Source organism: Streptomyces sp. NPDC102402 (genome assembly GCF_044765765.1).
Taxonomy (GTDB): Bacteria; Actinomycetota; Actinomycetes; order Streptomycetales; family Streptomycetaceae; genus Streptomyces.
In genome coordinates this window covers 468,549-492,970 of record NZ_JBIWKR010000001.1, presented here as the reverse complement: position 1 = coordinate 492,970, position 24,422 = coordinate 468,549, and the positions used below count along the sequence as shown (strand labels likewise).

Annotated in this window: 24 protein-coding genes and 1 tRNA gene; 6 read left to right on the top strand and 19 right to left on the bottom strand. The window is 71.0% G+C overall.

The features are described from left to right. Nucleotides 1–21: 21 nt before the first annotated feature. From ACIRJR_RS01995 to ACIRJR_RS01980, 4 genes are all read left to right on the top strand, one after another. Nucleotides 22–1,317 carry a glycosyltransferase gene (locus tag ACIRJR_RS01995; RefSeq protein WP_403772352.1) on the top strand — a complete coding sequence of 432 codons (1,296 nt, stop codon included), beginning with the start codon at nt 22–24 and terminating at the stop codon, nt 1,315–1,317. Continuing rightward, entirely contained in the window at nt 1,314–3,527 is a 2,214-nt protein-coding gene (locus ACIRJR_RS01990) for a glycosyltransferase family 39 protein (protein ID WP_403772349.1), read from the top strand. Before ACIRJR_RS01995 ends, ACIRJR_RS01990 begins: the two co-directional genes overlap by 4 nt. Nucleotides 3,528–3,723: 196 nt before the next feature. Further along, nucleotides 3,724–5,223: an MFS transporter gene (locus ACIRJR_RS01985; protein ID WP_403772346.1), complete on the top strand. Its 1,500-nt coding sequence runs from the start codon at nt 3,724–3,726 to the stop codon at nt 5,221–5,223. 82 nt (nt 5,224–5,305) lie between these two features. Next, entirely contained in the window at nt 5,306–6,079 is a 774-nt protein-coding gene (locus ACIRJR_RS01980) for a TetR/AcrR family transcriptional regulator (RefSeq protein WP_403772343.1), read from the top strand. Nucleotides 6,080–6,208: 129 nt separating this feature from the next. Here the strand turns inward: ACIRJR_RS01980 and ACIRJR_RS01975 are convergent, their stop codons facing one another. The 5 genes from ACIRJR_RS01975 to ACIRJR_RS01955 all read right to left on the bottom strand — a co-directional run bounded on the left by ACIRJR_RS01975 (nt 6,209) and on the right by ACIRJR_RS01955 (nt 11,822). Further along, nucleotides 6,209–7,156, bottom strand: coding sequence for an NAD(P)-dependent oxidoreductase (locus ACIRJR_RS01975; protein WP_403772340.1), 948 nt, complete (start codon nt 7,154–7,156; stop codon nt 6,209–6,211). A gap of 8 nt (nt 7,157–7,164) precedes the next feature. Next, on the bottom strand, nt 7,165–7,635 hold the full coding sequence (locus ACIRJR_RS01970) for a PPOX class F420-dependent oxidoreductase (RefSeq protein WP_403772337.1): 471 nt from the start codon (nt 7,633–7,635) through the stop codon (nt 7,165–7,167). A 143-nt stretch (nt 7,636–7,778) separates the two neighbouring features. Beyond that, complete coding sequence (locus ACIRJR_RS01965; protein ID WP_403772333.1) at nt 7,779–8,594, bottom strand: YceI family protein; 816 nt, start codon at nt 8,592–8,594, stop codon at nt 7,779–7,781. Nucleotides 8,595–8,775: 181 nt separating this feature from the next. Continuing rightward, complete coding sequence (locus ACIRJR_RS01960) at nt 8,776–11,286, bottom strand: MFS transporter (RefSeq protein WP_403772330.1); 2,511 nt, start codon at nt 11,284–11,286, stop codon at nt 8,776–8,778. Nucleotides 11,287–11,309: 23 nt separating this feature from the next. Beyond that, on the bottom strand, nt 11,310–11,822 hold the full coding sequence (locus tag ACIRJR_RS01955) for a MarR family winged helix-turn-helix transcriptional regulator (RefSeq protein WP_403772327.1): 513 nt from the start codon (nt 11,820–11,822) through the stop codon (nt 11,310–11,312). Between the two features lie 326 nt (nt 11,823–12,148). Between ACIRJR_RS01955 and ACIRJR_RS01950 the strand changes: the two genes are divergently transcribed. After that, complete coding sequence (locus ACIRJR_RS01950) at nt 12,149–12,364, top strand: hypothetical protein (protein WP_403772324.1); 216 nt, start codon at nt 12,149–12,151, stop codon at nt 12,362–12,364. 264 nt (nt 12,365–12,628) lie between these two features. Here the strand turns inward: ACIRJR_RS01950 and ACIRJR_RS01945 are convergent, their stop codons facing one another. The 10 genes from ACIRJR_RS01945 to ACIRJR_RS01900 all read right to left on the bottom strand — a co-directional run bounded on the left by ACIRJR_RS01945 (nt 12,629) and on the right by ACIRJR_RS01900 (nt 20,005). Beyond that, on the bottom strand, nt 12,629–13,495 hold the full coding sequence (locus ACIRJR_RS01945; protein WP_014155104.1) for an RNA polymerase sigma factor SigF: 867 nt from the start codon (nt 13,493–13,495) through the stop codon (nt 12,629–12,631). Between the two features lie 234 nt (nt 13,496–13,729). Continuing rightward, nucleotides 13,730–14,587, bottom strand: coding sequence for an RNA polymerase sigma factor SigF (locus ACIRJR_RS01940; protein WP_403772321.1), 858 nt, complete (start codon nt 14,585–14,587; stop codon nt 13,730–13,732). Between the two features lie 186 nt (nt 14,588–14,773). Then, nucleotides 14,774–15,067, bottom strand: coding sequence for a Dabb family protein (locus tag ACIRJR_RS01935; protein ID WP_329230960.1), 294 nt, complete (start codon nt 15,065–15,067; stop codon nt 14,774–14,776). Nucleotides 15,068–15,075: 8 nt separating this feature from the next. After that, nucleotides 15,076–15,240 (bottom strand): hypothetical protein, encoded by a 165-nt coding sequence (locus tag ACIRJR_RS01930; RefSeq protein ID WP_376368441.1) that lies wholly within the window; start codon nt 15,238–15,240, stop codon nt 15,076–15,078. Nucleotides 15,241–15,522: 282 nt separating this feature from the next. Continuing rightward, the gene (locus tag ACIRJR_RS01925; RefSeq protein ID WP_403773762.1) at nt 15,523–17,220 is read right to left on the bottom strand and encodes an MDR family MFS transporter; all 1,698 of its coding nucleotides are present in this window, start codon (nt 17,218–17,220) and stop codon (nt 15,523–15,525) included. 99 nt (nt 17,221–17,319) lie between these two features. Then, a complete protein-coding gene (locus ACIRJR_RS01920; RefSeq protein WP_403772317.1) occupies nt 17,320–17,967 on the bottom strand; it encodes a TetR/AcrR family transcriptional regulator in 648 nt (215 codons plus the stop codon). 331 nt (nt 17,968–18,298) lie between these two features. Continuing rightward, a tRNA-Ser gene (locus tag ACIRJR_RS01915) sits at nt 18,299–18,386 on the bottom strand. A gap of 79 nt (nt 18,387–18,465) precedes the next feature. Beyond that, entirely contained in the window at nt 18,466–18,894 is a 429-nt protein-coding gene (tadA, locus tag ACIRJR_RS01910; protein ID WP_403773759.1) for a tRNA adenosine(34) deaminase TadA, read from the bottom strand. Nucleotides 18,895–18,975: 81 nt separating this feature from the next. Then, complete coding sequence (locus ACIRJR_RS01905; protein WP_403773756.1) at nt 18,976–19,551, bottom strand: hypothetical protein; 576 nt, start codon at nt 19,549–19,551, stop codon at nt 18,976–18,978. 217 nt (nt 19,552–19,768) lie between these two features. Then, the gene (locus ACIRJR_RS01900) at nt 19,769–20,005 is read right to left on the bottom strand and encodes a hypothetical protein (RefSeq protein ID WP_403772314.1); all 237 of its coding nucleotides are present in this window, start codon (nt 20,003–20,005) and stop codon (nt 19,769–19,771) included. Between the two features lie 115 nt (nt 20,006–20,120). Here ACIRJR_RS01900 and upp point away from each other — a divergent pair, with 115 nt between their 5' ends. Then, nucleotides 20,121–20,756 carry a uracil phosphoribosyltransferase gene (gene upp / locus ACIRJR_RS01895; RefSeq protein ID WP_056793563.1) on the top strand — a complete coding sequence of 212 codons (636 nt, stop codon included), beginning with the start codon at nt 20,121–20,123 and terminating at the stop codon, nt 20,754–20,756. Between the two features lie 79 nt (nt 20,757–20,835). On the opposite strand, the gene ACIRJR_RS01890 is transcribed toward upp, so the two are convergent. From ACIRJR_RS01890 to ACIRJR_RS01875, 4 genes are all read right to left on the bottom strand, one after another. Next, the gene (locus ACIRJR_RS01890; protein WP_403773753.1) at nt 20,836–21,432 is read right to left on the bottom strand and encodes a LytR C-terminal domain-containing protein; all 597 of its coding nucleotides are present in this window, start codon (nt 21,430–21,432) and stop codon (nt 20,836–20,838) included. 141 nt (nt 21,433–21,573) lie between these two features. Beyond that, a complete protein-coding gene (locus tag ACIRJR_RS01885; protein WP_014155093.1) occupies nt 21,574–21,870 on the bottom strand; it encodes a type II toxin-antitoxin system VapB family antitoxin in 297 nt (98 codons plus the stop codon). 232 nt (nt 21,871–22,102) lie between these two features. Beyond that, a complete protein-coding gene (locus ACIRJR_RS01880; protein WP_403772311.1) occupies nt 22,103–23,626 on the bottom strand; it encodes a M28 family metallopeptidase in 1,524 nt (507 codons plus the stop codon). Between the two features lie 176 nt (nt 23,627–23,802). Next, entirely contained in the window at nt 23,803–24,414 is a 612-nt protein-coding gene (locus ACIRJR_RS01875; protein ID WP_403772308.1) for an HhH-GPD-type base excision DNA repair protein, read from the bottom strand. Nucleotides 24,415–24,422 lie beyond the last annotated feature (8 nt).

The following is a 24,422-nucleotide window of genomic DNA, read 5'->3' as shown; positions in this document are numbered from 1 at the left end:
GGGTTGGCGAGTGTCTGTGCCATGCGAACCGACACTCCTTGGAGCACCCTGCCGGCCCGGGAACATCTCCTGGCCGCAGCGGTCGGCGCTCCCGTACTCGACATCGTGATCCCCGTCTACAACGAGGAGAAGGACCTCGAGACGTGTGTGCTGCGCCTGCACGACCACCTGGCGCGGACGTTCCCCTACGGTTTCCGGATCACCGTGGCGGACAACGCGAGCACCGACCGGACGCCCCAGGTGGCGGCGGGGCTCGCGGCCCTGATCCCCGAGGTGCGGTCGTACCGGCTGGAGGAGAAGGGCCGGGGCCGGGCGCTGCGGACCGTCTGGTCCCACTCGGACTCCCCCGTCCTCGCCTACATGGACGTGGACCTCTCCACCGACCTGAACGCGCTGCTGCCGCTGGTCGCCCCGCTCATCTCCGGCCACTCCGACCTGGCCATCGGCTCGCGCCTGGCCCGCAGTTCGCGGGTGGTGCGGGGGTCGAAGCGGGAGTTCATCTCGCGGGCCTACAACCTGATCCTGCGCTCCTCGCTGGCCGCGGGGTTCAGCGACGCGCAGTGCGGCTTCAAGGCCATACGGCGCGAGGTCGCGCAGCGGCTGCTGCCGATGGTCGAGGACACCGGCTGGTTCTTCGACACGGAGATGCTGGTGCTCGCCGAGCGGGCCGGACTCCGGATCCACGAGGTGCCGGTCGACTGGGTCGACGACCCCGACTCCACGGTGCACATCGTGCGGACCGCGACCGACGACCTGAAGGGTGTCTGGCGGGTGGGCCGGGCCCTGGCCACCGGAGCGCTGCCGCTGGACCGGCTGGCACGCCCCTTCGGGGACGACCCGCGCGACCGGGTCGTCCCCGGGGTGCCGCGCGGACTCGCACGGCAACTGGTCGGCTTCTGCGTCGTGGGGGCGCTCTCCACCCTGGTCTACCTCGCCCTCTACTCCCTCTTCCGGCTCGGCGTCGGCCCGCAGTTCGCCAACGCCGCCGCTCTCCTCGTGTCCGCCGTCGCCAACACGGCGGCTAACCGGAGGCTCACCTTCGGAGTGCGCGGCCGGGGAGGCGCCGTGCGCCACCAGGCGCAGGGCCTCGTCGTCTTCGCGATAGGGCTCGCCCTGACCAGCGGTTCGCTCGCCGCGCTGGGCACGGCGTCCGGATCGGCGTCGCACGGCACGGAGCTCGCCGTGCTGATCGCGGCCAACCTCGCGGCAACGGTGCTGCGGTTTCTGCTCTTCCGCGCCTGGGTCTTCCCCGACCGGCGCACCGACCATCAGGACGCCCGCGAGGGCGCCGCACACGAACTGAGGAACGTCCGATGACCTCGGCCACGCACTCCGACCACTTCCAGGCACCACCCGGCACCCCCGGGACGCCGGCGCACGCCGCGGTCCGGCCCGGACCGGCGGCGCGGCGGGTCCTCCGGGGCAGGCCGGAGGACCCGCGCTGGGCGAGGCCCGCCCTCCTCGGGATGCTGCTGGTCATCGCGCTCGGGTACCTGTGGAATCTCAGCGCGTCCGGCTACGCCAACTCCTTCTACTCCGCCGCCGTGCAGGCCGGCAGCCAGAGCTGGAAGGCCTTCTTCTTCGGCTCGCTGGACTCCGCGAACGCGATCACCGTCGACAAGCCCCCCGCCACCCTCTGGCCGATGGCCCTGTCGGTCCGGGTCTTCGGCCTGAACTCCTGGGCGATCCTGGCACCCCAGGTGCTGATGGGCGTCGCCACGGCCGGCGTGCTGTACGCGGCCGTGCGCCGTCGTTTCAACGCCGCCGCCGGGCTGATCACGGTGGCGGTCTTCGCCCTGACCCCGGTCGCCGCGCTGATGTTCCGCTTCAACAACCCGGACGCGCTCCTCGCGCTCCTGATGACCGTCACCGTCTACTGCGTGCTGCGCGCGCTGGAGGGCGGCCGGACGAAGTGGCTGGTCTGGGCGGGCGTCGCGGTGGGCCTCGCGTTCCTGTCGAAGACCCTCCAGGCCTTCCTGATCCTGCCGCCGCTCGCCGTCCTGTACGCGGTGTCCGCACCGGTCTCCGTGCGGAAGCGGTTCGGCCAGATCGGTCTGGCCGCGCTGGCGATGATCGTCTCCGGCGGCTGGTGGGTGGCGATCGTCGAGCTGTGGCCCGCCTCCTCGCGCCCGTACATCGGCGGCTCGCAGAACGACTCCTTCCTGGAGCTGACCTTCGGCTACAACGGACTCGGCCGGATCAACGGCGAGGAGACCGGCAGTGTCGGGGGCGGTGGTGGCCAGGGCGGCGGCTGGGGCGAGACCGGCATCGGCCGGATGTTCAACTCCGAGATCGGCGGCCAGATCTCGTGGCTGCTGCCCGCCGCGCTGATCCTGCTGGTCGCGGGCGTCTGGCTGACCTGGCGGGCCAAGCGGACCGACACGGCCCGCGCGGCCTTCCTCGCCTGGGGCGGCTCGCTGCTGATGACGGCCCTCGTCTTCAGCTTCATGGCCGGCATCTTCCACCAGTACTACACGGTCGCCCTGGCCCCCTACGTCGCGGCGCTGGTGGGCATGGGTGCCGCGGTCCTCTGGGAGGAGCGGGCCACATGGTGGGCGGGTACCGCGCTCGGGGCGGCCGTCGCGGTGACGGCGGTCTGGTCGTACGTCCTGCTGGGACGCACGCCGGACTACCTCCCCTGGCTGCGCTGGGCCGTCCTGATCGGCGGAGCGGTGGCCGCGGTGGGGCTGCTGTTCGCCGCACGGCTGGGCCGGGCGCTCGCGCTGGGTGTGGCGGGGCTGGGCCTCGCGGCGTCGCTGGCCGGGCCGACGGCGTACACGATCAGCACGCTGAACACCGGGCATCAGGGTTCGATCGTCACCGCGGGACCGTCGGGCGCGAGCATGGGCGGTCCCGGCGGCGGGCGGGGCGGCGGCCCCGGCGGCGAGGGCCCCGGTGGTGGCATGCAGCCTCCCGGCCAGGGCACCCAGCAGGGCGGTCAGGCGCCGGGCAACGCGCAGGGCGGCCAGGCCCCGGGCGGCATGCAGGGCAACGCGCCGCAGGGCAACGCGCCGCAGGGCGGCGGCTTCCCGGGCGGCGGGATGCCGGGCCAGGGCCGGCAGGGTCAGGGGCAGGCACCCGGTGGTCAGCAGGGCGGTACGGGAGGCGGCGGCATGGGCGAAGGCGGCATGGGAGGCGGTGGCATGGGCGGTCTGCTCGGCGGAGCCTCCGTCGGCTCCGAGGCCAGGACGCTCCTGAAGCAGAACTCCGACGCCTATACCTGGACCGCCGCGGCCATCGGCTCGCAGAACGCCGCGAGTTACCAGCTCGCCACCGGCGACCCGGTGATGGCGATCGGCGGATTCAACGGCAGCGACCCGTCCCCGACGCTCGCCGAGTTCGAGAAGTACGTGGAGCAAGGGAAGATCCACTACTTCATCTCGGGCGGCGGCATGGGCGGCGGCATGGGCGGCGGTGCCGGTGGCGAGGGCACCTCGTCCCGGATCTCGGCGTGGGTGGAGGAGAACTTCGAGGAGGTCACGGTGGGAAGCGCGACCTTCTACGACCTCACCCGGCCGGCCGGCTGACGGTCGCGGCCACCGGGCACGACGGCGTGGACAGGGGCGGTGGTCCCGGGGCGGAGGCTCCGGGACCACCGCCCCTCCGTCGCGTCGGCTGCGGCTCCTTCCACAACTGAGTTGTACGGCGTACAGGAGTTGCCATACGGTGTATGGCGACGCGCTGGCCATACACCGTACGACCGCACCGGAACCAGGAGTCCGCATGACGGCGACCACGCCCGAGGAGAACGACCTCGCCCCCCGGAACGGCCATGCGCAACGCTGGCTGATCCTCGGGGTCATCTGCCTCGCCCAGCTCACGGTGCTGCTCGACAACACCGTCCTGAACGTCGCGATCCCCTCGCTCACCACGGAACTGAACGCCTCCACGGCCGACGTGCAGTGGATGATCAACGCCTACTCGCTCGTCCAGTCCGGACTCCTGCTCACCGCGGGCAGCGCCTCCGACCGCTACGGCCGCAAGAAGATGCTGGTCGCGGGCCTTCTGGTCTTCGGAGTGGGTTCGCTGGCGGCCGGGCTCGCGCAGTCCTCCGGACAGCTGATCGCGGCCCGCGCGGGGATGGGCGTGGGCGGAGCACTGCTGATCACGACGACCCTGTCCGTCGTGGTCCAGATCTTCGACGACACCGAACGCGTGAAGGCCATCGGCATCTGGTCCACCGTCAACTCCCTGGGGTTCGCGGCCGGCCCGCTGCTCGGCGGGGCCATGCTCAACCACTTCTGGTGGGGCGCGATCTTCCTGATCAACATCCCCGTGGCGGTCATCGGACTGATCGCGGTGGTCCGGCTCGTACCGGAGTCGAAGAACCCGATCGGTGACCGTCCCGACCTGATCGGGGCGCTGCTCTCCACCCTGGGAATGGCGGCCGTCGTCTACGCGATCATCTCCGGGCCGGAGCACGGCTGGGGATCCGGCCCGGTGCTGCTCACCGCCTTCGCCGGGATCGCCGTCCTCACCGGATTCGTCCTGTGGGAACTCCACATCCCCCACCCGATGCTGGACATGCACTTCTTCCGGAACCAGCGGTTCACCGGCGCGGTGGCCGGTGCGATCCTCGTCGCCTTCGGGATGACGGGCTCCCTCTTCCTGCTCACCCAGCACCTGCAGTTCGTGCTGGGCTACGAGCCGCTGGAGGCCGGGCTGCGCACCGCCCCGCTCGCCCTCACCGTCGTCGCGCTCAACCTCACCGGGCTCGGCGCCCGGCTCGTGGGGAAGCTGGGGACACCCGCCGTCATCGGCGCCGGGATGTCCCTGCTGGCCGCGGGGCTCGCCGCGATCGCGGTGCTGGGCGGGCGTGACTACGCCGGCATGCTGCTGGGCCTGGTCGTGATGGGGGCGGGCGTCGCGCTCGCCATGCCCGCCATGGCCAACGCGATCATGAGTGCGATCCCGCGCGAGAAGGCCGGCGTGGGCGCCGGAGTGAACGGCACGCTCGCCGAGTTCGGCAACGGGCTCGGGGTCGCCGTGCTCGGTGCCGTGCTCAACTCGCGGTTCGCCGCGCTCGTCCCCGGTGCCGTCGGGGCCGCCTCGCTCCCGACGGTGCTCGCCTCGGCGGACGGTCCGGCGGAGCGGGAGCGCGTCACGGACGCCTTCGCCTCCGGTCTGGAGACCAGCCAACTCGTCGGGGCCACGGCGGTCCTGGCCGGCGGGCTGCTGGCCGCGGCACTGCTGCGGAGGGCGGAGCGTACGGAAACGGACTGAGACCCCAGGTGGCGGGCATAGCATCGTGACAGGGGTTGTGCCGGTACGCAGGAGTGCCGCAGCAAGACGAGGAGCGTGCGCCATGGGGTCCGCGGCAGACCGTGAGAACAGCCCTTCGCGGGTCAGTGTGTGGCTGGACCACCGGACACCCTCGCGCGCCCGCAAGGCGGATCAGCCGACCGGACTCGACCGGGACAGGATCACGGCGGCCAGCGTGCGCCTGCTGGACGCCGACGGCCTCGCGAAGTTCTCCATGCGTCGCCTCGCCGCCGAGCTGGACGTCACGGCGATGTCCCTCTACTGGTACGTCGACACCAAGGACGATCTGCTGGAACTCGCCCTGGACACGGTCTTCGGCGAGATTCCGGCGACGCCCGAGGACTCCGACTGGCGCGAACGACTGCGCGAACTGGCCGGCCGCTACCGCGCGATGCTGGTACGCCACCCCTGGGCATCGGCTCTCGCGGGCAGGTTCCTGAACATCGGCCCGCACTCGATGCTGTTCTCGTACGCGGTCCAGGACGTCGTGCGCACCACCGGTCTGCCCCTGGAGCGGCAGACCGGTGCGACGGCGGCCGTCTTCCAGTTCGTCTACGGATTCGGTACCACCGAGGGCCATTTCGTGCAGCGCACGCTGGAGGCCGGCCTCACCCAGGACGAGTACGTCGAGCGCGCGATGGGCACGATCCGCGCGGATCCGGAGCTCCGGCAGGTCATGCGGCCCTCGGAGGAACTGATGGCGGCGCGTGGCGGGGGCACCGTGGAGGAGATGCGCGAGCGGGACTTCGTGTTCGCGCTGGACCTGCTGATCGCGGGCATCGAGGCGATGTGCGCCCGGGCGGCGCACCGGTCCTAGGGTCTTCGGCCGGACGAGGCCGGACGAGGCCGGACGAGGCCGGACCGGACTGGATCGGGGCCGGGGCACGCGAGCCCGGCACGATCCGGACGCGAGGCCCTGGTCCCGTCCCCGCGGGGCCGCCGGACGTCAGTAACCGCGCAGGGTGTCCACGGCCAGCGCGGGCGTACGCCCCTCGGCCACCGCCTCCCAGCAGCTCCCGAAGTCGGCGACGACGTCCTCGTCGGCCGTGATTCCGGCCGAGTGCGACGTGATCACCGTGCGCGGCAGCCGCCAGGCCGGGTGGCCGGGGCCGGCGGGCTCGTCGGGAAGCACGTCGAGCACGGCCCGGCGCACGTTCCCCGCACGCAGCGCGGCGTCCAGGGCCGGCAGGTCCACGGTCGCTCCCCGCCCCACGTTGACGAAGGAGGCGCCCCGCATCGCGGTGAACCGGGAGACGTCGAAGAAGCCCGCCGTGGCGCCGGTGAGGGGCAGGGCGGACACGACCCACCGGGCGTCCGCCAGCGCGGCGGCCTCCTCCTCCGTACCGGCCAGGACCACCCGGTCGAAGCCCTCGGGCGCCTCACGGGGAGTGCGGCCCACGCCCACCGTGCGCACGGAACAGGCCCGCAGCAGGCCGGCGACGGCGGAGCCGATGCGTCCGGTGCCGTGGACGACGGCCGTACGCCCGCCGACGAGTTCGGACGGGATCCGGTGCCACTGCGCCCTGGAGTGCTGGGCGGTGTGCTCGGGGACGGACTGGCACTCGGCGAGCACCCAGGCCAGCGTGTACTGGGCGATGCGCTCGCCCATCCGTCCCACGGTCCGTGTCAGCAGGGCCCCCTCGGGCCACGGCCCCGCGGCGAGCAGGGCGTCCGTCCCCGCGTTGACACTGTGGAACCACAGCAGCCGCGGACTCCGCAGCGACTCGGGCAGGACGTCCCCCACGTACACGAAGGGGCCGTCGGGGGCGGTCGCGTGCGCCGGTCCGGCCGGTCGCCCGGTGATCCGTTCCAGCTCACGGACCACGGACGGGTCCACGGACGGGGAGGTCAGCAGCCGGGCGTGTGCGAGCGGCTCGGGGTGGGGCAGGAGCATCGGCCGGCTCAGCCGCCGCCGGCCAGGTGGGCCGGGAAGCCGCCGGTGGCGACCGGGCTCCAGCGCTCCGGAGTGATCCGGATGATGGACTTCCCCTGCTTGACCATCGCCGCCCGGTACTCGTCCCAGTCCGGGTGCTCCCCGGAGATGGTGCGGAAGTACTCGACGAGGGGCTCCACCGAGTCCGGTGAGTCGATGACCTCGGCCGAGCCGTCGATCTGGACCCACGGGCCGTTCCAGTCGTCCGACAGGACGATCACGCTCACCCGCTCGTCCCGCTTGGCGTTGCGGGTCTTGGCGCGTTCGGGGTAGGTCGAGACGACGATCCGTCCCGCGTCGTCGACGCCGCAGGTGAGCGGAGAGCCCTGGGGACGGCCGTCGGACCGGGTCGTCAGCAGGATCGCCCGGTGCCTGGGGCGCACGAAGTCCAGCAGTTCCCCGAGTTCCACAGCGGTGTTGGTCGCGATGTTGGGTGCCATACGCCCAACCCTAGGCCGTGTCCGCGAAGTCCCGGCGCACGCCCGCGACACGTGCGGGACGTCGTGTGCCGGGCGTGACGCCGTGACACGGCCCAGGCCCGGGGCGGTCCTACGCCGTGACACGGCCCAGGCCCGGGGCGGTCCTATCCGGGGACGGAGTCGCCCTGGACCGCCTGGATGTCGAGCTCGACGCGCAGCGTCGTGCCGATGGCGGAGATGCCGGCCTGCAGCACCTGGTTGTAGTTCATGGCGAAGTCGTCGCGGCGCAGCTCCGCGGTGGCGTTGAACGCCGCCCGCACCCCGCCCCACGGGTCGGGTCCGGTGCCGAGGTAGCTGAGGTCCAGATCGACGTCGCGTGCGATGCCGTGCATGGTCAGCACGCCGTGCACCGTCCAGCGGTCCGGTCCGGCGGGGGTCAGCGCACGGGAGCGGTAGGTCAGCTCCGGGAACGTCTCCACGTCCAGGAAGTCCGGCGAGCGCAGGTGCTTGTCGCGCATGGCGTTGCCCGTGTCGATGCTGGTGGAGGCGATGAAGGCCTCCACCCGGGAGTGCTGGACGTCCTCGGCGATCTCGATGCGCCCGCCGAATTCGGTGAACCGGCCGTGCACGCTGGAGATGCCCAGGTGCTGCGCGACCGCGGCGACCGAGGAGTGCACCGGGTCCAGCGACCAGGTGCCGGGGGGCGGCAGTTCCACACCGCCCTGCCGGGCCAGTACGACCGTCCCGGCCTCGACCCGTCCGCTGGCCGTGACGAGTGCGGTGGACGCGGCGGGGGCGTAACCCACCGCCGTGACGATCACCGTGTACGCGCCGGCCTGCAGGAGATCGTCGGTGCGGACGGCCCCGTTCTCGTCGGCGGCGGCCCGGAGCACCTGCGTGCCCGTCATGTCGGTCACCGTCACGACCGCGTGCTGGACCGCCCAGCCGTCCCGTGTGCGTACCTGTGCGCGAAGTCCCATCCCGTGTTCTCTCCTTGCTCAAATCACTGGTGAAGCAGCGACCCGATGAGTCGGGCCCCGGGCGGGACCGGCAGGCCGTCCCCTGCCTGCCGATCCCGCCACGGAGCCCGTTTCCGCCGGCGACACAGCCTCTCCGCTCGAAGTGCTGTTCCGCCAGGGGTCTTTGTGGATCTTCCGGTTCTTACTGGCCCGGGTGGGCGAGCTCGATGTCGTGTCCGTCGACTCCGCTGCCGCTCACGGTCAGCGAGCCGGCCACCGGCGGGTAGCCGGTCGCGATCACGGAGTACTCACCGGCGTCCAGGTCGGTGAAGGCGTACACGCCGTCCTCCCCGGTCGTCGACGTGGCGACCACGTTGCCGGCCGCGTCGATCAGCGTGACCCGGGCGTCGTTCAGCGGGCCCCGGCCGGAGCCGGCCCGGACGACGCCCTGGACCAGCGCACCGGAGCGCAGGGCCACGTCGACCCGGGTGACACCCTGGCCGCCGACCTCGACCGGCAGGGCCATCGGACGGAAGCCCGCGGCCGTGACGGCGACGGTCACGGAGCCGGGGATCAGCTCACCGAAGGTGAACTCACCCGCGTCGCCCGAGACACCCGTGGCCAGCACATCGCCGCGCACATCGGTCACGACGACCATGGCACCCCGGACCGGGGCCTGGCCCTCCTCGGTCCGCACGGTCCCGGAGAGACCGCTCGTACCCGCGAGCAGGATGTCGAAGGCCAGCGGCTCGTCGCCGACGACCACGGTGGACGCCTGCGGCTGGAAGCCGTCGGCGGACGCGATCAGGACGTAGCTGCCGGAGCCCGGCGCGTCCAGGACGTAGCTGCCGTCGGCCTGGGCGACGGAGCGCCCCAGCTGCCGGCCGCCCAGTGAGATCAGCGTGACCGCGGCACGGGCGACGGGTGCGCCCTCGGCGCCCCGCACCACACCGCGTACGGGCGTTCCCCGCAGGGTCAGCTCCTTCGTGGCAGCCGTCTGCTCCAGGACGTCGGCCGAGGTGGCCGCGGCCGTGCCCCCGGCGACCGGCGCGGTGCCGGTGGCGGACTCGTCGGACTCCGTCGCCGTCGACGCCTCGAGGGAGGCGCCCTCGGGGGAGGCGCTGTCGTTGCCCGACCTGGTCTTCAGGGCGACCTCCTTGATGAAGAGGGTCAGGAGGAAGGCGAGCAGCGCGGCGGGCGCGGCGAAGAGGAAGACGTCGGCGACACCGTGGCCGTAGGCGACCTCCATGACCGTACGGAGCGGAGCCGGGAGCTTGTCCAGGTCGGGGATGCCCCCGCCACCCGTTCCGCCGTGGCCGAAGGCCGCACCCGCGGGGCCGAGGTCGGCGATGCCGTCCTTGACGTAGTGGGTGACGCGGTTGCCCAGGACGGCGCCCAGCGCCGAGACGCCGATCGCACCACCGAGGGAACGGAAGAACGTCACGACGGAGCTGGCGGAACCGAGGTCGGAGGGAGCCACCTGGTTCTGTGTGGCGAGCACCAGGTTCTGCATCATCATGCCGACGCCGAGACCCATGACGAACATGAAGATCGCGATGTGCCAGTACTCGGTGTCGTACCGGATCGTGCCCAGCAGGCCGAGGCCCGCGGTGAGCAGGAAGCCACCGGTGACGAGCCAGGCCTTCCAGCGGCCCGTCTTGGTGATGACCTGACCGGACACGGTCGAGGAGAGGAAGAGCCCGGCGATCATCGGGATGGTCATGACGCCGGACATCGTCGGCGACTTGTCCCGCGCCAGCTGGAAGTACTGGCTGAAGAAGACGGTGCCCGCGAACATTCCGATACCGACGAACAGCGAGGCCAGCGAGGCCAGCGCGATGGTGCGGTTACGGAAGAGGCGCAGCGGGATGATCGGCTCGCGGGCCTTCGTCTCGGTGAACAGGAACAGCGCGACCAGGACGACGGTCCCGGCGAGCATCGTCCAGGTCTGCCAGGAGATCCAGTCGTACTTGTCGCCCGCGAAGGTGACCCAGAGCAGCAGGAGCGAGACCGCGGCGCTGATGAGGAACGCGCCGGTCCAGTCGACCTTGACGCCCTCGCGCTTGATCACGGGGAGCTTCAGGGTCTTCTGGAGCACGATCAGAGCGATGATCGCGAACGGCACACCCACGTAGAAGCACCAGCGCCAGCCCATCCAGCTGGTGTCGGTGATGACACCGCCCAGGAGCGGGCCGCCGACGGTGGCGACGGCGAAGACCGCGCCGAGGTAGCCGCTGTAGCGACCGCGCTCGCGGGGGGCGATCATCGCGGCCATCACGATCTGGGCGAGGGCGGAGAGACCGCCGACACCGATGCCCTGGACCACACGGCAGGTGATGAGCATGCCGCTGCTGGTGGACAGACCGGCGACTATGGATCCGCCGACGTAGATGATCAGCGCGATCTGGACCAGCAGCTTCTTGCTGAACAGGTCCGCGAGCTTGCCCCACAGGGGGGTGGTGGCGGTCATGGCCAGCAGCGAGGCCGTCACGACCCACGTGTAGGCGCTCTGTCCGCCGCCGAGGTCGGAGATGATCTCGGGCAGGGCGTTGGAGACGACCGTCGACGACAGGATCGCGACGAACATGCCGAGCAGCAGCCCGGTCAGCGCTTCCATGATCTGCCGGTGTGTCATCGGCGTGCCGGCAGGGGCTTCTGCAGCCCCGTGCTTGGCGTGGCCGCCCCGCACACCGGATGGTGTGGTCGTAGCCATTGAATTCCTTCTCTTTGCTTCTGTTACACGGGTGTACGGGTGTGCGCATCGTCGGAGTGCCCGGCGCGGCAGTCGCCGCTGTGCCGTCCGGGGGCGCACCCTCCGGGGACGCGGCAGGAGAAGCTGTCGCGCAGCCGGGACAACAACGTGTTGAGCTGGCCGACTTCTTCGTCGGACCAGTCGTCGAGGTTCTGAGCGAACATCTCGGTGGTCCGTCGGCCCAGCTCATCGATCATCTCGGCGCCGGCGGGGGTCAGCCGCAGGATGCGGGACCGCTTGTCCGCCGGGTCCAAAGACCGTTCGACCCAGCCGTTCTCCACCGCGTGGGTCACATGTCTGCTGGTCACAGACATGTTCACGGCCAAGAGCTCGGCAAGCCTGGAGATCCGCATCTCCCCGTACTTGCCCAGCAGCGTCAGCACGGTGGCCGAGCCACCGGGACACTCGGCGGGCAGGATGCGGGCGAGGCCCCGTTTGACGGCTCCGACGGCGCTGAGCTGCCGGGCCAGTTCTTCGTACTGGCTCCGTGCGGCCACTGACCCTCCAGACGTCTCGCGAGGTCATCTTGTTGCTTAGGGCAACGATAGAAGCGGTTGGTTGCCGCAGGCAAACGAAATGGGCCTTGCAGGAGTAAAGGAACGCAAAAGCCTGCGTAGGGGCGTGGTCAAGCCCGCAGCGCACAGGGGGTGTGGTGCTCCGGATGTGTTCCTCGACACAGGCGGACCCACCGGAGGAGGCTCGTGGAGGCGGTGCGGAGCGCTCCGGCGTACGGGTGAAGGGGCCGTGTGCGCGTAGAGGGGGCATCGGCCGTCGTTGACCCGGGGGTTGGGCGGAAGGCCTGTGTTCGCTAGGGTCCTGGGCCATGGCACACAACCCCCACGCCCCGCAGCCGGGCCCCGAGGGCACTCACGACCCGGCGGGCAGCACGCAGATGTTCCGCGCGTTTGTCGACGAGGGCGAACCGCAGCGCAGGCAGCAGCCCGCTCCGGCCTCGTCCGGCTCGAAGTCCGGGGTGATCGTGGCCGTCGTCGCGGTCATCGTCGTCCTCGGCGCGGTCGCCTGGCTCGCGCTCGGCTGACCCCGTCCCCTTCACGGCGGGTCCGTCGCGCCCCTCTCCGGAGGGCTCAGGGCCTGCCAGGCGCCCACCTGGGTGTGCGCGCCGCCTTTCCGTATCCGCTCCCGCTCCGCACGTCGGGGCGGGAGCGTCTGCGTCGTCCGGGCAGGGGGCGCCGTGACCCTGCCCCCCGCGCCGCGAGGCACCCGGGCGCGGCGAGGCCGCCGGGGCGGCGATCGTGCTGCCCCGGCGGCCTCGTGAGCCGTGCCGTACGGACCCGCTGCGGGGTCAGTCGGCGATGAGCCCCTCCCTGAGCTGGGTGAGCGTCCGGGTCAGCAGCCGGGAGACGTGCATCTGCGAGATGCCGACCTCCTCGCCGATCTGCGACTGGGTCATGTTGGCGAAGAAGCGCAGCATGATGATCTGCCGCTCGCGCGGGGCGAGCTTGGCCAGCAGCGGCTTCAGGGACTCGCGGTACTCGACGCCTTCCAGCGCCGCGTCCTCGTACCCCAAGCGGTCCGCCAGTGAGCCCTCGCCGCCGTCGTCCTCGGGGGACGGGGAGTCCAGCGAGGAGGCCGTGTAGGCGTTGCCCACGGCCAGGCCGTCGACCACGTCCTCCTCGGAGACCCCGAGCGCCTTGGCCAGCTCCGGCACCGTCGGCGAGCGGTCCAGCTTCTGGGCGAGCTCGTCGCTGGTCTTGGTGAGGGCGAGCCGCAGCTCCTGGAGCCGGCGCGGCACCCGCACCGACCACGAGGTGTCGCGGAAGAAGCGCTTGATCTCCCCCACGACGGTCGGCATGGCGAACGTGGGGAATTCCACGCCCCGTTCGCAGTCGAAGCGGTCGATCGCCTTGATCAGGCCGATCGTCCCGACCTGGACGATGTCCTCCATGGGTTCGTTACGGCTCCGGAACCGTGCCGCCGCATACCGCACGAGCGGGAGGTTGAGCTCGATGAGTGTGTCCCGCACATAGGCCCGCTCCGGGCTGTCCGTTCCGTCGGGGCCCGATGCGGGACCCAGCGCGGCGAGCCGCAGGAACAGGGAGCGGGACAGGGTGCGGGTGTCGATGGCTTCCGGCGAGCTGGTGAGCACGGCAGGTGCCGGCACGCTCTTCGTGAGCGTGAGCACCTTCGAGCTGCCCTGTTCTGTGGACATGCCACCCCCTTGAGGTCGCGGACGGTCGCGGTGGCCACGACCATCGGAGGAACGCAGCCTCCACCTGAATACCGGAGGTAGGGCTGCGGCAAACGCGGTTCGAGCAGAATGTCACATGTCGGCAACACGCTGTAGTGACATGTCGACAAGTCAGCGCCTGAACTGCGCAGGAAACAGGGGGTGTACGGCTTTTGAGCCCCGGGATCCAGCCCTCTGGGGGTCTACCCGTTCTGGTTACGCTTCGATCCTGTTTGCGGATCGCAGCCGGGCGAAACTTCTGGCGAGAAGCCTTGACACATGCATCTGTGAGACGCCCAGTTCGGCGCTGATCTGTGACTGCGTCAGGTTGTTGTAGTAGCGCAGCAGCAGGATCCGCTGCTCGCGCTCCGGCAGCTGTACGAGCAGGTGCCTCACCAGGTCCCGGTGCTCGACACCGGCCAGTGCCGGGTCCTCGTAGCCGAGCCGGTCCAGGAGTCCGGGCAGCCCGTCGCCCTCCTGGGCCGCCTCCAGCGAGGTGGCGTGGTACGAGCGGCCCGCCTCGATGCAGGCGAGGACCTCGTCCTCGGAGATCTTCAGGCGCTCCGCGATCTCGGCGGTGGTCGGCGAGCGGCCGTGAGCGGTCGTCAGGTCCTCCGTCGCGCCGGTGACCTGGACCCAGAGCTCGTGCAGCCGCCGCGGCACGTGCACGGTCCGCACGTTGTCCCGGAAGTAGCGCTTGATCTCCCCGACCACCGTGGGCATGGCGAACGTGGGGAACTGGACGCCGCGCTCCGGGTCGAAGCGGTCGATGGCGTTGATCAGACCGATGGTCCCGACCTGGACGACGTCCTCCATCGGCTCGTTGCGGCTGCGGAAACGGGCTGCCGCGTACCGCACGAGGGGCAGGTTCGCCTCGATCAGCGCGGTGCGCACCCGGTGGTGCTCGGCGGTGCCGGGTTCGAGGTCCTTGAGCCGCCCGAAGAGCACCTGGGTCAGCGCCCTGGTGTCCGCGCCCCGGGTCCTGGCGGGCGTGGTCGGATCGGGGGTCTCGGTCTGGACGTCCTCCGTCTGGACGTTCTGGGGCGGGACTTGAGGCGCTGTACTGGCCGGCACGGTGTCGCCACCCCTTCGCGGTCAACTACGGTCAACTCATCCGTCAAAAGCGGTCATAGCATCACAAGACATGTCCACTGCGTGCAAGCACCGCTTGGAGTCGTGTTGAGGGTGTTTTGGTTTAAACATGCCGAAAAGCCCCTCTCCTGTAGGGGAGGGGCTCGCGGTACCGGGTGCTCGAAAGGGTCAGAAGGGGTAGTCGGCGATCACCCAAGTGGCGAACTCGCGCCACTGACCGGCCGCCGCCTGGTGCTCCGGGTGTTCGACGTACCGCTTGAGCGCGTCCTCGTCGGCGACCGCCGAGTTGATGGCGAAGTCGTAGGCGATGGGCCGGTCGGTGATGTTCCAGGCGCACTCCCAGAACTCCAGCTCGGGGATCTTCCCGCCGAGCTCCCGGAAGGCCTCCGCGCCCGCGACGACCCGCGGATCGTCCCGCTCGACGCCGTCGTTCAGCTTGAACAGGACCAGGTGGCGGATCATGGGTTCTCCTACTTCACGAGCTCGGACATGAAGTCTCCGACGCCCTGCGCGGCGCTCGAAATACCCTCGAACCCTACTTGGACGAGGTCGGCGGCCCGCTCGGGCGAGGTGATGATCGTGTACAGCACGAAGACCACAATCATGTAGAGCGCGATCTTCCTCGCTTGCACCACGGCCAGCCCCGCCTCTCCCCTTCGATCACCTGTGCAGTCGCGTGATTCTAGCCGCACGTATGGCCGTATCCATGGGCCGTTTCCGATCACTTACGCGGCTTTTAAGGCCGAAGGGCCCGGCGATTCAGGCCCTTTGTCGGCGGCTGCGGCTTACGTCGAGGGGGAGGATGGGACGCGTGCCCGCCGCACCCGCAGGAATGCGCGGGCCCAGGAACGGGACCTCCACGAGGTCCCCACCGCGTGACTTCCCCCCGACCGCGGCGAGGACCCCGGTCCCCGTTCTCATCGGGGGGAGCGGCTTGTCCCCCCGATGCCGCTCCCCCCGACCTGACGTCCGAAGGGCCCGGCGCACGCGCCGGGCCCTTCGTGCTGTTCCGCGCCTGCGGGTCGGTCCTTCAGCAGGCCGACCGTGCCGGGAGCGGTGTCCGAGCCGACTCGGGGTGCCGGGACGGTGACCGCGGCAGCGTCCTCGGCGGCGAGGCGTTCCATGCCGCTCGTCGTCTTGAGGGGCTTCTCCTTGATGAAGAGCACGGCGAGCAGCCCGAGGAAGGCGAACGGGGTGGCGATGAGGAAGAGGTCGCCGGTCGCGACGCCGTACGCGTGCTCGACGATGTTCTTCATGGGTTCGGGCAGAGTGGTCATGTCGGGGACGGCGCTGCTGTGGCCGCCGCCCGTCACCGGGATGCCGCTCTCCGCGAGGCCCTTGCTCATCTCGCTGGCCACCCGGTTGGCGAGGACCGCGCCGAGCACGCTGGTGCCGATCGTGCCGCCGAGGCTGCGGAAGAAGGACAGCACGGAGGTCGCGGCGCCCAGTTCGTGCGCGGGCACGTCGTTCTGCGCCGCCAGCACGAGGTTCTGCATCAGCATGCCGACGCCGATGCCCATGAACGCCATGTAGACGCTGAGCAGGCCGAAGTGCGTGTCGGCGTCGATGGTCGACAGCAGGCCGAGGCCCGCCGTCATCACCACGGCGCCCGCGACGAGGTAGATCTTCCACTTGCCGGTGGCGGAGATGATCTGTCCGGCGACGGTCGAGGACACCAGCAGACCGCCGATCAGCGGGAGGCTCATGAGCCCCGCGACGGTCGGGGACTTGCCCAGCGAGATCTGGAAGTACTGGGACAGGAACACGGTCCCGGCGAACATCGCGATACCGACGAAGAAGCTCGCCAGGGTCGTGAGCGACACCGTGCGGTTACGGAAGATGTCCAGCGGGATGATCGGCTCGGCGGCCCGGGACTCGACGAAGACCGCCGCCCCCAGCAGCACGACGCCCAGGGTCACCAGCACGGCGGTCTGCCAGGAGGCCCAGTCGAAGCTGTTGCCCGCGAGCGAGGTCCAGATCAGCAGCGCGCAGACGCCGGCCACGATCAGGAAGGCGCCCGTCCAGTCGATCCTGACCTGGCGGCGGACCGTCGGGAGCTTCAGGGTGCGCTGGAGCAGCACGATCCCGGCCAGCGCGAACGGCACACCGATGAAGAAGCACCAGCGCCAGCCGAGCCACGAGGTGTCCACGAGGACGCCGCCGATCAGCGGCCCCGCGACCGTGCCCACGGCGAAGACCGCGCCGAAGATGCCCGCGTACTTGCCGAGCCGGCGCGGCGGGATGATGGCGGCCATCACGATCTGGGCCAGCGCGGTGAGACCGCCGGCGCCGACGCCCTGGATGACCCGGCTGATGATCAGGGTGACGACGTCCTGGGAGAAGCCGGCCACCAGGGAGCCGACCACGAACAGGGCGAGCGACAGCTGGAGCAGCAGCTTCTGGTTGAACAGGTCGGCGAGCTTGCCCCAGAGCGGCACGGTGGCCGTCATCGCGAGCAGCTCGGAGGTGACGACCCAGGTGTACGAGGACTGGCTCGCGCCGAGGTCGGCGATGATGCGCGGCAGGGCGTTGGCGACGACCGTGCCCGCGAGGATGGCGACGAACATGCCCGCCATCAGGCCGGACATCGCCTGGAGTATCTGGCGGTTGGACATGGGGGCGGGCGCCTGTGCGGGCGCCTCGGTTGCGGTCACGGTGTCCTTCTTCGGTGCAGGATCAGAACGGGTTCGGTGGTGGGCGGGTGGCGGGCCGGACTACTCGGCAGGCCGCGGGAGCCCTTGCGCCAGCTGGGCGAAGACCTCCTGGAAGGTGTTCGCCAGGACCCTCTCCCCGGGGTGCTCGCACCAGTGCTCCAGGGCGACCCGGAGGGCGGTCTGGGTGACGGCGGCCAGCAGCCTCGGGAAGAGTCCGGTGCCGGACGCCCCCGCCTGGTCCGGCCGAGTGGCGTCGAGCCACTCGGTGATGGCGACGGCGAGCGCCCGCTCCTCCGCCACCTGGGCCTTCAGCCCGCGGTGGATGAGGTGCGGGGACCGCTGGAGCACTCTGGACTGAAGGGCCCACAGCTCCTGTCGGCTCTCGAATCCGCCCAGCTCGGTGGCGAGGGCGCCGCGCACGACATCGAGCGGCGACCGGTCGGCGGGGGCCCGGCGCACGGACTCCCGGATGCGCTCGCCCACTTCCTCGTCGACCAGGACGAACGCGTCGTCGTGGCTGGGGAAGTAGTTGAAGAACGTCCTGGGCGAGACACCGGCGGCCTCGCTGATCGCCTCGACGGTGACGTGTTCGACGCCGTGCTCGGCGGCGAGCCGTACGGCCGCCTCGGCGATGGCCCTGCGCGTGGCCTGCTTCTTGCGCTCCCGCAGCCCGGGAACGGGTGTCGTCGTCTTCGGCACAACGTGCATAGTAGGCAAAGATGCACATCATGCAAAATTATTTGGCCCCGCCCGCGTGAAGATGGCCGAACGGTGCCCTCACCCGCCCGGCCGCGTCCTGGGCAGTGCGCGGAACGACCGCCGGGCACCGGGATGTCGCCCTCCTCGTGGCCGGCCTGCGGAACGGCCCGTTCGGCTCCTCGGGCGCGACGGGCCCGGACCAGGGAGAGCGTGACCTGCGGCGGCCCCGGGACCAGCCATCGGTGGAGGTTGCGTCGACGAAGCCGCTCCAGCGGTTCGGCACGGGCCGGAACGCAGTGAAGGGACCGACCCCCGAGAGGGTCGGTCCCTTCATTCACAGCGGTAGCGGTGGGATTTGAACCCACGGTGACGGGTTACGCCACACTCGCTTTCGAGGCGAGCTCCTTCGGCCGCTCGGACACGCTACCGAGAGAGAGCTTAGACCATGCCGGGCCCTGGTCCGAAATCCGTTTCCCGGCACCCGCCCGCAGCGCCCGCCCGGCGGCCTCAGCGCTCGCGGAAGAAAGCGGTCAGCAGGTCCGCGCAGGCGTCCTCCAGGACGCCGTGGATCACCTCGGGGCGGTGGTTGAGCCTGCGGTCGCGTACGACGTCCCAGAGCGAACCGGCGGCGCCGGCCTTCTCGTCCCGGGCCCCGTAGACCACCCGGCCGATACGGGACTGGACGAGGGCGCCCGCGCACATCGTGCAGGGCTCCAGGGTGACCACCAGCGTGCAGCCGGTCAGCCGCCAGGAGCCGAGTGCCGAGGCGGCACGGCGCAGGGCCAGCACCTCGGCGTGCGCCGTCGGGTCCGCCGTGGCCTCGCGCTCGTTGTGGCCGGTGGCCAGCAGGGCGCCGTCGGGGGCGAGGACGACGGCGCCGACCGGCACATCGCCGGCCGACGCCGCCTGCGCGGCCTCGTCCAGGGCCTGGCGCATGGATGCCATCCACGGGTCCCGTACGGGATCGGCGGGCGGCGGTGAGGAGGGGGTGGATGGTGGTGCGGTCACCCGCGGACCCTAACGGACGGCCTCCAGGACCTCGGCCGCTCCCAGCGCGTCCGCGATCTCCGCCAGCGCGTCGGTACGCAGGGTCAGCAGATCCTTCTCGGACAGCCCGAGGTCGGCGAGGACCCCGAGATCGCCGAGCGGCCCCGCCGGTACGGCGTCGGGGTCGTCATCCAGGTCGGGTTCGGTGACAGCGGCGCCGGCCCGGCCGTCGCCGCTGTCCTGGGCTTCGTCCGGCTCGCCGTCCTCCGTACCGTCGAGGTCGACGAGCTCCTCGAGTGCGGCGATCTCGTCCTCGGCCCCCGGTTCGCGGCCGAGCAGTTCATCGGTGAGCAGGATCTCCCCGTACGAGGAGCGGGCGGCGGCGGACGCGTCCGAGACGTAGATACGGGGGTCCTCCTCACCGTCCACCCGGACGACGCCGAACCAGGCGTCCTCCTGCTCGATGTAGACGAGGACCGTGTCCTCGTCCACCGAGGCCTCACGGGCCAGATCCGTCAGGTCGGACAGGGTTTCCACATCGTCGAGCTCTGTATCGCTCGCTTCCCACCCGTCTTCGGTGCGCGCGAGCAGTGCGGCGAAGTACACCGTGACTCTCCCACTGGTCATAGGTGAATCGGTCCGACGGGAGGGCAGCCGGTCATCCGGCTGCTCTGGGCCCCGCCCAATCGGCATCGTGGCAGAAACGAGCGCGATGCGAGACCTCTTCGGCCGTTGCGTCGGCCATCAGTTCCTGGAGGGGGTGCCGGGCGACGGTGTCCGCCCGCGTCCCGCGGAAGGTCCCGAGCGGCCCCGCCGGACGGCCTCACCAGCGGAACGTTCGCATCCGCATCTGTTGGCGCATACGGGCCGCGCGGGCCCGGCGCGGCTGAACCCGGTCGCGCAACTGCTTCGCCTCGTGCAACTCGCGGAGGAACTGCGCCCTCCGCCTCCGGCGCGCCGCGTCACTCTCCTGCGCGTCCGCCACGTTCTCGCCGGCGTCGGGCAGGTCGCGCGCGTCGCGTCCGGCCTGCCGCTGATCCCGCTGCTCCCCGTCGCGCAATCGACACACCACCCCAAGCCCGGGTCCGTATGCCCCCACCTTCCCCCCGAACAGGTGCTTGATGCCAGTGCGGACCGGCGGGAAGCCCGTCCGGGGCCCGGTTACTGTTGTCGGCATGCGGATCCACGTCGTCGACCACCCGTTGGTGGCGCACAAACTCACCACGCTGCGCGACAAGCGCACCGACTCCCCGACCTTCCGGCGGCTCGCCGACGAACTGGTCACCCTCCTGGCGTACGAGGCCACCCGGGACGTGCGGACCGAGCAGGTCGACATCGAGACCCCGGTGACTCCCACGACCGGTGTGAAGCTGTCGTATCCGCGCCCCCTGGTCGTCCCGATCCTGCGTGCCGGCCTCGGCATGCTGGACGGCATGGTGCGGCTGCTCCCGACCGCCGAGGTCGGCTTCCTGGGCATGATCCGCAACGAGGAGACGCTCCAGGCGGAGACGTACGCGACGCGGATGCCCGAGGACCTCTCCGGCCGTCAGGTCTACGTCCTCGACCCGATGCTGGCCACCGGCGGCACGCTCGTCGCGGCCATCCGGGAGCTCATCAAGCGTGGCGCGGACGACGTCACCGCGGTGGTGCTCCTCGCGGCGCCCGAGGGCGTCGAGGTGATGGAGCGCGAGCTGGCGGGAACGCCGGTCACGGTGGTCACGGCCTCGGTGGACGAGCGGCTCAACGAGAACGGCTACATCGTGCCGGGACTCGGCGACGCCGGTGACCGGATGTACGGCACCGTCGACTGACCGGACTGACCGGACTGACCGGACTGACCGGACTGACCGCCGGCCGTCCGGGGCCCCGGACGGCCGGCGGTCAGCTGTCTCAGCAGGAGGACGGTGCCGGGGACGGCTTCGTCAGGGCCGTGAGCGCCGAGGCGGCGGCCGCGGGCGTGCTGAACGCCTTGAACTTCGTGCCGATGATCAGATCGACGTCCGTGGTCCTGCGGGCGTCGGTCTTCTGCGCGGCCCCCGGCAGCTGTGTGGCGAGCACCGGGAAGGAGCCGTTCATGGCCGTCGGGCCGCCGAGCAGCATCCCGGTGCCCGGCACCTTCTTGTCGTAGGCGGCCGGGGCGTTGTCCACCTTGCCGATGGCGAAGCCACGCTTCTTGAGCTCGTCCGCGGCGGCCTTGGCCAGCCCGCTGCGGGGCGTGGCGTTGTAGATGTTGACCTTGATGGCGGCCGGCTTCGGGAGCGCCTTCGCGGCCGCCGTGGCGCTCGGGGTGGGGCAGGCCTTCGGTCGGTCCGCCGCGCTGGCCTGCTTGTCGCCGCCGGTGAAGACGTCGATGAGCTGGAGTGTGCCCCAACCGGCCAGGCCGAGGGCCACCACGGCGGCAGCCGCGGAAAGGACCAGCTTGCGGCGATGACGGGGGCGGCGCATGCGGGGATAGGTGTTACCCGTGATGCGGTACTTTCCGCCCATGCCCGGAGGGGTCAGCATGCTCATGGGCGCAGCGTAGTGCGACCTGGTGATGATGCCTACTAAACGATCAACCTATGGCACCCGTACGAGCATAAAAGCACCCGAAAGGCCCGAAATGCGCCAGGGGTGGGAGTGGCGGGTTCAGCCCATTTCGAGCACACGTGCGTGCAGCACCTGGCGCTGCTGCAGGGCGGCGCGCACGGCCCGGTGCAGTCCGTCCTCGAGGTAGAGGTCGCCCTGCCACTTCACGACGTGGGCGAACAGGTCGCCGTAGAACGTGGAGTCCTCGGCGAGCAGGGTCTCGAGATCCAGCTGCCCCTTGGTGGTCACGAGCTGGTCCAGGCGGACCGGGCGCGGCGCTACATCCGCCCACTGTCGGGTGCTTTCCCGGCCGTGGTCGGGATATGGCCGCCCATTTCCGATGCGCTTGAAGATCACACGGAAAGCCTACCGGGCAAGGGCCTCCGGGCGCAGCCGCGGACCGGGACCAGAATGCCGGTCGTATGCGGATGAAGCGGTGCATACTGCCGAACGCTCCGTGATGCGTCCGGGTCATCTCGGTGAGGTCATCCGGGTGGATCCGCGGCGGCGGCCCGGTGGCGGCCCGGTGAAGCTCCGGGGCCGTGCTCCGCGCGCGGGACGGGTCCGCCGCCCGCGGAGCACGTGCGCGCTACTCCGTGAGGCCGTGCGCGTGGCCCTCGCGCGGCCCCCCGTCGCTCCGGTGCTCGCCGGCGGCCGGCGCCGCCGGTACCGGGCGGCTCAGGGAGCGCAGGTCGTACGCGTAGGTGCCGACCGCGTTGGCGATCACATCGATGTTGGTGTCGAAGTACTTCATGCCGACGTTGTCGATGTCGTCGCAGGCCGCGTGGTAGCAGGGGTCGTAGGCGACGCCGGCCTCGCCGCCGTACGTCTTGGCCTGCGCGGCCGTCTTGATGCCCTCGGCGCCCGTGTCGGTGCCGCCGGACGGGATGCCGACCTCGATGAACGGCCCGTAGTCCGAGCGCCCGGTGAAGTCGGTGCCGGTGTGGGGCTTGCCCTCGCTGTCCAGGAACGCGTTGATGTCACGCTCCAGTTGGGCGGATCCCGCCGGGCCCGGACCCTCGCCCTCACCGTCGGAGTCGTCGCCGTCGAAGACGAACTGCACCCCGTTCGGGGAGGCGATCATGTCGAAGTTCAGGTAGAGCGCGATCTTCGCGCGCTGCGCCTCGGAGAGCTTCGTGACGTACGCCTCCGAGCCCAGCAGGCCGTTCTCCTCGGCCGACCACCAGGCGAAACGGACCTTGTTGGCCGGGGAACGGTGGGACCGGGCCAGTTCCAGGGCGACTTCGAGGAGTCCGGCCGAGCCCGAGGCGTTGTCGTTGATGCCCGGGCCGTCGGTGACCGAGTCGAGGTGGGCGCCGAGCATGACGGTCTTCGCCGCGTTCCCGCCGGGTGTCTCGGCCACGACGTTGCGGGTGGTGCGCTCCTCCTGGAACTCACGGATCTCGAAGGAGACCTTCACCTCGCCCTTCGCCAGGTCCGCGACGAGCTTCTCGCCCTCGTCCCGCGTGAGTCCGCCGGTGGGTATCCTCCCCGACGCGGCGTCGCCGAGCGTGCCCGAGAGGGCCCCGTCGGTGTTGTTGTAGATGACCGCACCGGCCGCGCCCGCACCCGCGGCCGCCGCCTGCTTGTCAGCGAAGGAGCAGCCGCCCCGCTCGATCAGGGCGATCCTGCCGGTGAACGCCTCGGCGGCGTAGTCCGCGGCCTCGCAGCCGGTGGTGTCGTCGGTCGGCACGGCCGCGAGAGCCGCCGTGATGCCGCCCTCGGCGGTGGAGGGCGTGTACGTCATCGCCCGGATCGAGACGTCCCGGGGCGTCGGGGAGACCACGGCGAGCTTCTCGGCGAGGGTCTCCGTGTAGAGGAACTCGAACGCCTGGTACTCGACGCGGTATCCGGCCTTCCGCAGGAGCCGGTGGACGTAGGCGGCGGAGGCGTCGTGGCCGGGTGACCCGGCCGCGCGGTGCCCGCCCGCCGCGTCGGCCATGGCCTGGAAACGCTCCAGGTGCCGGTGGGCGTCCTTGGCGGAGGAGCTCTTGACCAGCTGCCGTGAGAGCTTGGCGGCGTCCCGGGCAGGGTCCTTCGGCGCGTGTCCGTGATCGGGGGACGCGGCGAGGAGGAGCGGTGCGGCCAGGGCGGTGGCGGCCACGACTGCCATGGCTCTGCGACGTTGTGCGTGCACAGGAGTCCTTCCGGTGTGAACGGATGTGCGGGCAAGTTAGCGAGCGGGCCGGCGTCTGTGAACAGGTCCGGCCCTTCCTGGCCGGATGCGTGGCCGGTTCCGGACGGACGTGCCGGTGCCGCCTCCCCGCCGGGGCGCTCGGCCGTACGCGGTCATGTGGAGCGGCCCGCCGCCTTGGCCGCGGCTTTGGCCTGCTGTTTGTACGCCCTCACCTCGGCGAGTGATTCGGGTCCGGTGATGTCGGCCACCGACCGGTGCGAGCCCTCCTCGCCGTACGCCCCGGCGGCCTCGCGCCAGCCCGCCGGACGCACCCCCAGCTGCTTGCCCAGCAGGGCCAGGAAGATCTGTGCCTTCTGGGTGCCGAACCCGGGCAGGGCGTTGAGCCGCTTCAGCAGGTCGGCCCCGGTGGCAGCGTCCTCCCAGACCGCTTCCGCGCGCCCGTCGTACTCCGCCACCAGGAACTGGCAGAGCTGCTGCACCCGCTTGGCCATGGAGCCGGGATACCGGTGCAGGGCGGGTTTCTCCGTGAACAGACCGGTGAAGGCCTCGGGGTCGTACGCGGAGATGTTCCGGGCGTCCAGATCGTCCGACCCCATACGCCCCGCCAGCGTGTGCGGTCCCGTGAACGCCCACTCCATCGGTACCTGCTGGTCCAGCAGCATGCCGACGAGGGCGGCCAGCGGACTGCGGCCCAGCAGCTCGTCCGCCTCGGGCTCCTGGGCGATCCGCAGGGTGCGCGCCTTGCCGTTGTCGCTCTTGGTCATGTATTCGA

Bases quoted from the DNA above. Each gene is read 5' to 3' on its own strand.
- ACIRJR_RS01995 (WP_403772352.1), top strand. From the start codon at position 22: ATGCGAACCGACACTCCTTGGAGCACCCTGCCGGCCCGGGAACATCTC.
- ACIRJR_RS01990 (WP_403772349.1), top strand. From the start codon at position 1,314: ATGACCTCGGCCACGCACTCCGACCACTTCCAGGCACCACCCGGCACC.
- ACIRJR_RS01985 (WP_403772346.1), top strand. From the start codon at position 3,724: ATGACGGCGACCACGCCCGAGGAGAACGACCTCGCCCCCCGGAACGGC.
- ACIRJR_RS01980 (WP_403772343.1), top strand. From the start codon at position 5,306: ATGGGGTCCGCGGCAGACCGTGAGAACAGCCCTTCGCGGGTCAGTGTG.
- ACIRJR_RS01975 (WP_403772340.1), bottom strand. From the start codon at position 7,156: ATGCTCCTGCCCCACCCCGAGCCGCTCGCACACGCCCGGCTGCTGACC.
- ACIRJR_RS01970 (WP_403772337.1), bottom strand. From the start codon at position 7,635: ATGGCACCCAACATCGCGACCAACACCGCTGTGGAACTCGGGGAACTG.
- ACIRJR_RS01965 (WP_403772333.1), bottom strand. From the start codon at position 8,594: ATGGGACTTCGCGCACAGGTACGCACACGGGACGGCTGGGCGGTCCAG.
- ACIRJR_RS01960 (WP_403772330.1), bottom strand. From the start codon at position 11,286: ATGGCTACGACCACACCATCCGGTGTGCGGGGCGGCCACGCCAAGCAC.
- ACIRJR_RS01950 (WP_403772324.1), top strand. From the start codon at position 12,149: ATGGCACACAACCCCCACGCCCCGCAGCCGGGCCCCGAGGGCACTCAC.
- ACIRJR_RS01945 (WP_014155104.1), bottom strand. From the start codon at position 13,495: ATGTCCACAGAACAGGGCAGCTCGAAGGTGCTCACGCTCACGAAGAGC.
- ACIRJR_RS01935 (WP_329230960.1), bottom strand. From the start codon at position 15,067: ATGATCCGCCACCTGGTCCTGTTCAAGCTGAACGACGGCGTCGAGCGG.
- ACIRJR_RS01925 (WP_403773762.1), bottom strand. From the start codon at position 17,220: ATGTCCAACCGCCAGATACTCCAGGCGATGTCCGGCCTGATGGCGGGC.
- ACIRJR_RS01920 (WP_403772317.1), bottom strand. From the start codon at position 17,967: ATGCACGTTGTGCCGAAGACGACGACACCCGTTCCCGGGCTGCGGGAG.
- tadA (WP_403773759.1), bottom strand. From the start codon at position 18,894: ATGCGCCAGGCCCTGGACGAGGCCGCGCAGGCGGCGTCGGCCGGCGAT.
- upp (WP_056793563.1), top strand. From the start codon at position 20,121: ATGCGGATCCACGTCGTCGACCACCCGTTGGTGGCGCACAAACTCACC.
- ACIRJR_RS01890 (WP_403773753.1), bottom strand. From the start codon at position 21,432: ATGGGCGGAAAGTACCGCATCACGGGTAACACCTATCCCCGCATGCGC.
- ACIRJR_RS01880 (WP_403772311.1), bottom strand. From the start codon at position 23,626: ATGGCAGTCGTGGCCGCCACCGCCCTGGCCGCACCGCTCCTCCTCGCC.
- ACIRJR_RS01875 (WP_403772308.1), bottom strand. From the start codon at position 24,414: ATGACCAAGAGCGACAACGGCAAGGCGCGCACCCTGCGGATCGCCCAG.